The following is a 6,977-nucleotide window of genomic DNA, read 5'->3' as shown; positions in this document are numbered from 1 at the left end:
GCGTACCCAAGTGCGTACCCAGCCGCGCGCAAATAAAGAGTGGAAGTGTTTTTTCATGAGTGATCTATACGCGTTGGGTGCTTGTGCTGGTCACAAACAAACCGCTGGGGCGCCACACCAACAGCGCAATCACCGCCAAATACAGCAATGCATCTCTGAAAGGTCGCGCGTCCATTGGCAAACCCGCTTGCAAAGCGGTGCTGACCAAACCCATTAAAAAACCGGCGAGCACCGCCCCGACCAAGCTGCCCAAGCCACCAATAACAGTGGCAATAAATGCCACCAACATGATGGAGCCGCCCATGCGGATGTCCAGCACACCGGTCTTGGTCACCATGAGTAAACCCACTATCGCCGCCAGTACACCCGACAGCGCAAAGGCCACCAAAATCACCTGGTTGGCGCGCACGCCGAGCATGCGAGCCATGTCAAAGTCTTCGGCGGCAGCCCGCATCTCTAGCCCGATGCGGGTGTGTCGCAACATCCACACCAAGCCCACCAGCAGTAAGGCCGTCACGCTGATGGTGAGCAGTTGCAGTGCGGGCACACGGGCCCCCAAAAAAATCATGGGGACATTCAATTCGGACCATAAATCAATCGCCTTGGGGCGACTGCCGTGCAAGGCCATTAGTCCATGCAGCACCATGGTACCGACCGCAAAAGCCGCCACCATGGTAGTGGCGGCATTGACGCGGCGCAGATGACGAAACACCAGTAACTCCATGCCAACAGACAGCGCCGCACCGATCAGCAACACCAACACAATCAAAACCGGCGCGGGCAGCGCACCAAGGGCCAAGGTGGTCACAGTTTCTGTTGTGGGGACGATGAGCGAAAACACACAAAACGCGATCACCTCGCCCCAAGCAAAGTTGACCAGACGCATCACCCCAAAAATAAGCGCAATCCCCAGTGCGGCCAGTGCATACAGGCTGCCTAAGCTCAAGGCATCAAATAGATATTGCAATGCAGAAGTCATGGGCGTTTCCTTATGAAATTTTTTCGAGACGCGCTTGTCGTTCACATGCCGAAATAGGCGGCTTCAATCGCTTGTGCATCTAGGCTGCGAGCCGAACCTTCGAGCACCACTTGTCCGCTGCGCAGTAACACCATGTGCGCGCCTGTCATGACCACGCGCGCGGAGCTTTGCTCCACAATCAGCAGCGACAACTGGTTTCGCGCTTGCAGTGTGTGCAAGGACTCATAGACCTGATCGGTGACCTTGGGCGCTAGTCCCAGAGAAGGTTCATCAATCGCCAGCAGAGTCGGGGCCGTCATCAGTGCACGGGCAATCACCAGCATTTGCTGCTGACCGCCCGAAAGCAAACCAGCTTGTACATGCGTGCGCTCCTTGAGCATCGGAAACACGTCCAGCAGAGAGTCCAAATCAGCAAGCACTTGAGCCTTGTCGCGCCGCCGCCCGCTGGCCACGCGCAGGTTCTCCAATACCGACATACTGCCAAACACATGCCGCCCCTCAGGCACCATGGACAAGCCCGCCACGGCCACCCGTTCGGCTGAAAGTCCGGTGACATCGTGGCCTCCCAGAAAAATTTGACCAGACTGAGGTTTGACCACGCCCGCCAAGGCTTTCATCAGGGTAGATTTGCCTGCGCCATTGGGGCCTGTGATCATCACGGTCTGGCCTTGTGCCACGCTCAAACTGACGCCGCGCAAGGCTTTGACCCCGCCGTAGGCCACACACAAGTCTTTAATTTCCAATCGTTTCATGGTGCGCCTCGGCTCGCGACCGTCTGAAGGTTTTCGGGCAAGTCTGTTGTCGTGCCCATGTAGGCGTGACGTACCGCTTCGTTGTGACGTATCTCATCGGGCTTGCCACTGGCAATCACCGCACCCGCGTCAAGAACCACGATGTGCGCACAGGTTTGCAGCACCATGCGCACGTTGTGTTCGATGAGCAAGACGCCACAACCCCGATTCAGCGCAATGTCACGGATGAGGGCCGACAAATCTGTCGCCTCATGGTCTGACATGCCGGCCGCCGGTTCATCCAGCAGCAAGAAGTGCGGGTTTTCCATCAAAGCGCGGGCGATGGCCACGCGCCGCTCGTCGGTGTAAGGCAAGCCTCCCGCCAAATGCGTGGCGAGGTTCTGGAGCTGCATTTGGGCCAGTAGTTCGCACGCTTGTTGGCGCGCCACGCGGGGGTTTTGGCCCAGTGCCGTGGCGGTGACCATCAAATTCTCCAGGACAGAGAGCCCCTTGAAAAGACGTCCGGCCTGGAAGGTGCGGGCAATGCCCAAGCGCCTGAAGTGATGGGCCGACAAGCCATTGAGCGTGCGAGTATCCAAACTGATCACGCCGCTGTTGACGGTTTGAAAACCGGTGAGCACGTTGACCAGCGTGGTTTTGCCCGCGCCGTTGGGGCCAATAAGACCCACTACCTGAGCGCGGCGAACCTCGATATCCACTTGGCGCAAGGCATGTAATCCCGCAAATGCCACGCTAATGTGCCGCGCTGTCAGCACCTGGCTACCAGACAAGAAGGGCGTTTTCATTGTTGATTCAACGAACGATGCAATGAACGGCTTCTAGACTTAATGGCCGCTGATGACATAGGTGCCGCTCTCGTTGAGCGTCGATGTCCAGCCCGGCTGAATGACGATGGTGGTGGTGGGTTCCTCGATCACAGCAGGCCCCACAATGCAATCCTTGGCGCCGAGTTTTTGACCGTCATACACCGGCGTACTCTGGGCCTGGGCTTCGGGTGAAAATATCATGTTGCGGTGACATTTGAGCGCCTGCCCAATGCCGGCACTGACTTCCAATGCTTTGTGAACCAGCGGCTTGGTGCGCCCGCTGACCGTGCTCTCGATATTGACCACCTCGATCATGCTGTCAGGTTCGTCGTAGGTGAAAAGCTGACGATGCAATTGGTGAAAGGCCGCGCGAATCGTCGCGATGGTGGCGTCGTTTACGGGCGAATTGCCAATGTCCACGGTGCATTCATGCACCTGACCCAAGTAGCGCATATCGATGTTGCGCTGGAACACGATGTCACCAGGCGCCACGCCTTCGGATCGCAGCGCCGCAATGGCCTGGGCCTCCAAATCCTGAAAACGATACTCGATGGTGTTGAGATCGGCCCGCTCATCCAGCCGCATGGGCGTGGCGGCCATGTAGTTGTAGCGCACATCCGACAGAATTTGCCCAAAGGCGCACAGCCCCGACGCCAGTTTGGGCACCAAAACGGACTTGATGCCGATTTCTCGCGCCAGCGCCGTGATGTGCAGTGCGGTCGCACCACCGGCGCCGATCAAAGCGAAATCGCGCGGGTCGTAGCCGCGTTCGATGGACACACGGCGTATGCCATTGACCATGTTGTTATTGACAATGCTAAAGATACCAAAAGCTGCCTGCTCGACGCTGATACCCAGGGGTTTGGCCACATGCTGCTCTATGGCGCGCCGCGCCGCTTGGGCGTCTATCTTTAAGCGTCCGCCCAACAGGTGTTCGGGGTTGAGGTAACCCAGCGTGACGTTGGCATCGGTCACCGTAGGCAGTGTGCCGCCACGCTGGTAGCAAGCAGGCCCAGGGTGAGCGCCGGCAGACTGCGGCCCTACGTTGAGCACGCCCATGCTGTCGATCCAGGCGATTGAGCCGCCGCCTGCTCCCAATGTTTCCACTTGGATCATGGGGCAACCAATGCGGTAGCGCAAAAAGTCCATGTCTTTGCTGACGTTGGTTTTGCCGTCCTTGGTCAAGGTGATGTCAAACGAAGTGCCGCCCATGTCCACGGTGATGTAATTATCAAATCCCAGCGGCTTGGCCACATGACGCCCCGCCATAGGGGCGGAGGCTGGACCGGAATTGATGGCGTTGACGGCGCGGCCAACCATGGCCTCGCGTGCGGCCATGCCGCCGTTGGATTGAAAGTAACGCACCGGCACTTTCACCCCCGCTTGTTTGTAGAACGCATCGATGCTGTCCACATAGGCGGCCAGGACCGGTCCCAGATAAGCGTTGACCACGGTGGTGGAGGTGCGGGTGTATTCGCGCATTTGTGGGAACACCTCGGTGCCCACCGACACATAAACGCCAGGCAGCATGTCCCGCACGATCTGCGCGGCCCGTTTTTCGTGCGCATCGTTGGCGACGCTCCACAGAAAAGACACCGCCACGGCTTGTACTTTTTCACGGCGAAACAATTCGCATGCGGCGCGTACATCGTCTTCATTCAAAGCCGTGCGTACCGTGCCATCGCTGATGACGCGTTCACGCACTGGCACACGCAAATGGCGATCGACCAGGATGCGCGCGGCCGGATATTCGGCGTCGTAGCGATAGCCTTCTTCTTTGTGGCCAAGACGAATTTCCAGGGAATCTTCATGACCCGCCGTGCACAGCAGGCCGGTTTTGACCCCTTTGTGCTGGATCAAAGCGTTGAGCGCGACGGTTGTGCCATTGACGCACAGCTCGGTTTGTTCCAGGATGCGGGCCATGGGGATACCCATGGTTTCAGCGATCTGGGCAAAGCCTTCGGCAATGGCTTTGGTGCCATCTTCGGGCGTAGAGGTGGCTTTGAAAAGATGAATGTGGCCAGCGTCATCGGCCAGCACGAAGTCGGTGAAAGTGCCACCCGCGTCCACTCCAAGGCGATAGCTCATGTTAACTCCTTTAATCTGGTCCCTACAGCTTGACCGGTCCAGGTGCTGCAATCGACGTCCACGCCATACTCTGCGGCGGCAGCCTCAACTGATACATAACCGTTGCGCACGTCGTAGACCACTTGATCGATCGGTCGCATGAGCGGATTGCCCCAGCCGCCGCCCCCCGGATTGGTGGTTGATACCCGTTCGCCAGGGCGCACGCTGAGAATGGCATTGCTGCGCATGACCTCCAGCACCGCGTCGCCTTCCTTGCGCTCGATGCGACCGAGTTTGAGGTGTTCGCAGGCACTGCTGGCCCCATTGGCACCACTCGCAGGGTGGTGGCGTCCTTCGCCAAAACTCACCACCGTCATTTCGTGGTCCAGCGGTTCGACTTCCCACTCGGTGGCGCAACCGCCCCGACGCAGGCCAGCACCGCCACTGTCGCGCACCAAACCGTAACGATGGATTTGAATGGGGTAGCTGTACTCCAGAATTTCGATGTCCCCAGAGGTGAGCGCACCAAAGCAACACTCAGGGCCCACGGCATTCCAGCCGTCCTGTGTGGATGTGGCACCGGCACCGCTGATTAAGGACGCTAGTACCATGGTGACGTATTCCTCGCCGGTGCGTTTGTCGCGTCCGGCAATGTTGACCCCACTGGAATGCCCCCAGGTGCCCACGGCACGATCGGGCGCGGCTTTTTCCAGCGCCAGACGAACTGCGTCGCACAGGGTTTCCATGGGCGTGGTGGTGCAGTTCACATGCGGCGCCGGTTCTTGCGCGTTGCACAAGGTGCCCTTGGGGCCCAAGTCCACCGAGACGCAGCGGTACAGACCTTCGTTGTAGGGCGGCGCGACTTTGGCAAACATCATGAGTCCAAGGTAGACGCCAGAATAGGAGTTGCCCGCATACGAATTGATGAAGTAGGGCACTTGTGGCGGGCTTTGAATACCGATGTGGCAGGTGTCGCCGGCGATGGTGACTTTGGCATGAATTTCCAGCTCGCCCAGACCGTGACCTGCGTCCTCCAAAACGGCACTGGCTTCATACACCCCGTCAGGCACGGATTGGATGAGCGTGCGCATGGAGCGGTCGGCCATATCCATCAGTTCGTCCAGACAATCACTGACCTGCGCGCTGCCGTATTTTTGGCACAGGGCGATCATGTTGCGCTCGCCGATTTGAACCGTGCCTAGCTGGGCGCGCAGATCACCTTCCCAGTCGCGGCGCGAACGCACATTGGCCAACAAAAAGTTGATGACGTCGCGCCGTTCCTTGCCTTTTTCGTAGAGCTTGATGGGGGGAATACGCAAACCCTCGGCGTAGATTTCCGTGGCATTGGGGTTGTACCCAGCCGGCACAGGGCCACCAATGTCGGCGACGTGGCCTTTGCACACGCTCCAGAACATCAAACGCCCTTCCACAAACACGGGTTTGTACATGCAGCAGTCCAAAATGTGGCTGCCCATCATCACGGGGTCGTTGTGGTAAATCACATCACCGTCATGCACGTCGTCACCGAGGGCGGCAATCACGGCCTTCATGGCGGGCATCAGACCGCCTAAGTGAATCGGAATGTCCTGACCTTGGATGATCATCTCGCCACGGTGATTGAACAGGGCGTTGCTGTAGTCATGCGCGACGTTGAACACGCTGGACCGCGCCGTTTTCTCCAGCGTGATTGACATTTCTCGTTGCGTCGTTTCGAGAACCCCGCGTATCACGGCCAAGGTGATCGGATCGACTTTAGGTTTGGTTTGAGTTTGCATCTTTTGTCTCCCTTTTTTTCAACCTGAATGGTTGGTTTTATGGAGCGCAAGAATAAGTTCAAAAGCGGGCGGCGGCTTGCGATCTTGCGCACATTAGTTTGATGCGCAGTGCAAACAAGGGCAGCATGCTTGATGTCTATAATCGCGACCGGTTTGTAATCCACAATCCGCAAGCCGCCATCATCAGCCCCTGCTCACAACTCTCTCTCTCTCTCCTTTAAGGATATTTTGATGAACTTTTCACTCACGCATCTTTCAACCGTTTTCAAGTACGGTGGCATTAGCTTTATTGCGGGCACGGTCAACCACGGATTTTTTAGCGAAACCCGTTCGCTGTGGACGGCTGGCTTGGGCGTATTGTTCTATCTGGTTGGCGCATGGTTGGAAATGCGCAAGCATCCCACTGCGGCAATAAAGTGGCGTGAGGTGCTGGGCTCTGGCATTGTCTTTTCCATCGTTTTTGCGATTGGAATTGGATTTTTTACGGGCGGATTGCAGCATTTCCCCGACTCACCGCAGCGCAGCCTGTGGGTTGTTCCGCTGGGTTTTGCACTCAGCGTTTGGGCGATGTACGTGATGGGCGACAAAGCGCAAAACG

At 57.7% G+C, this 6,977-nt stretch carries 6 protein-coding genes; 1 reads left to right on the top strand and 5 read right to left on the bottom strand.

What is annotated here, in order from left to right:
- Positions 1-64: 64 nt before the first annotated feature.
- The 5 genes from RMS03_RS06985 to RMS03_RS06965 are packed head-to-tail and all read right to left on the bottom strand — an operon-like array spanning position 65 to position 6,379.
- Positions 65-979, bottom strand: a complete 915-nt coding sequence (locus RMS03_RS06985; RefSeq protein WP_310626365.1) for a branched-chain amino acid ABC transporter permease — start codon at positions 977-979, stop codon at positions 65-67.
- Between the two features lie 41 nt (positions 980-1,020).
- Entirely contained in the window at positions 1,021-1,731 is a 711-nt protein-coding gene (locus RMS03_RS06980) for an ABC transporter ATP-binding protein (RefSeq protein ID WP_310626364.1), read from the bottom strand.
- A complete protein-coding gene (locus RMS03_RS06975) occupies positions 1,728-2,516 on the bottom strand; it encodes an ABC transporter ATP-binding protein (RefSeq protein ID WP_310626363.1) in 789 nt (262 codons plus the stop codon). Before RMS03_RS06975 ends, RMS03_RS06980 begins: the two co-directional genes overlap by 4 nt.
- A gap of 39 nt (positions 2,517-2,555) precedes the next feature.
- Positions 2,556-4,625 carry a hydantoinase/oxoprolinase family protein gene (locus tag RMS03_RS06970; RefSeq protein ID WP_310626362.1) on the bottom strand — a complete coding sequence of 690 codons (2,070 nt, stop codon included), beginning with the start codon at positions 4,623-4,625 and terminating at the stop codon, positions 2,556-2,558.
- Positions 4,622-6,379 (bottom strand): hydantoinase B/oxoprolinase family protein, encoded by a 1,758-nt coding sequence (locus RMS03_RS06965; RefSeq protein WP_310626361.1) that lies wholly within the window; start codon positions 6,377-6,379, stop codon positions 4,622-4,624. Before RMS03_RS06965 ends, RMS03_RS06970 begins: the two co-directional genes overlap by 4 nt.
- Before the next feature lie 231 nt (positions 6,380-6,610).
- Between RMS03_RS06965 and RMS03_RS06960 the strand changes: the two genes are divergently transcribed.
- Positions 6,611-6,977 (top strand): hypothetical protein (locus RMS03_RS06960; protein ID WP_310626360.1); only part of this gene is annotated, 367 nt, incomplete at its 3' end.

This window comes from Limnohabitans sp. (assembly GCF_031538885.1).
In the GTDB taxonomy this organism is placed as follows: Bacteria; Pseudomonadota; Gammaproteobacteria; order Burkholderiales; family Burkholderiaceae_C; genus Limnohabitans.
The sequence above is the reverse complement of the archived record's forward strand: the minus strand, read 5'-3'. Positions and strand labels throughout refer to the sequence as shown.

What these genes read in the sequence shown, in the direction of transcription:
- RMS03_RS06965 (WP_310626361.1), bottom strand. Translation starts at nt 6,379, where the DNA reads ATGCAAACTCAAACCAAACCTAAAGTCGATCCGATCACCTTGGCCGTG.
- RMS03_RS06985 (WP_310626365.1), bottom strand. Translation starts at nt 979, where the DNA reads ATGACTTCTGCATTGCAATATCTATTTGATGCCTTGAGCTTAGGCAGC.
- RMS03_RS06980 (WP_310626364.1), bottom strand. Translation starts at nt 1,731, where the DNA reads ATGAAACGATTGGAAATTAAAGACTTGTGTGTGGCCTACGGCGGGGTC.
- RMS03_RS06975 (WP_310626363.1), bottom strand. Translation starts at nt 2,516, where the DNA reads ATGAAAACGCCCTTCTTGTCTGGTAGCCAGGTGCTGACAGCGCGGCAC.
- RMS03_RS06970 (WP_310626362.1), bottom strand. Translation starts at nt 4,625, where the DNA reads ATGAGCTATCGCCTTGGAGTGGACGCGGGTGGCACTTTCACCGACTTC.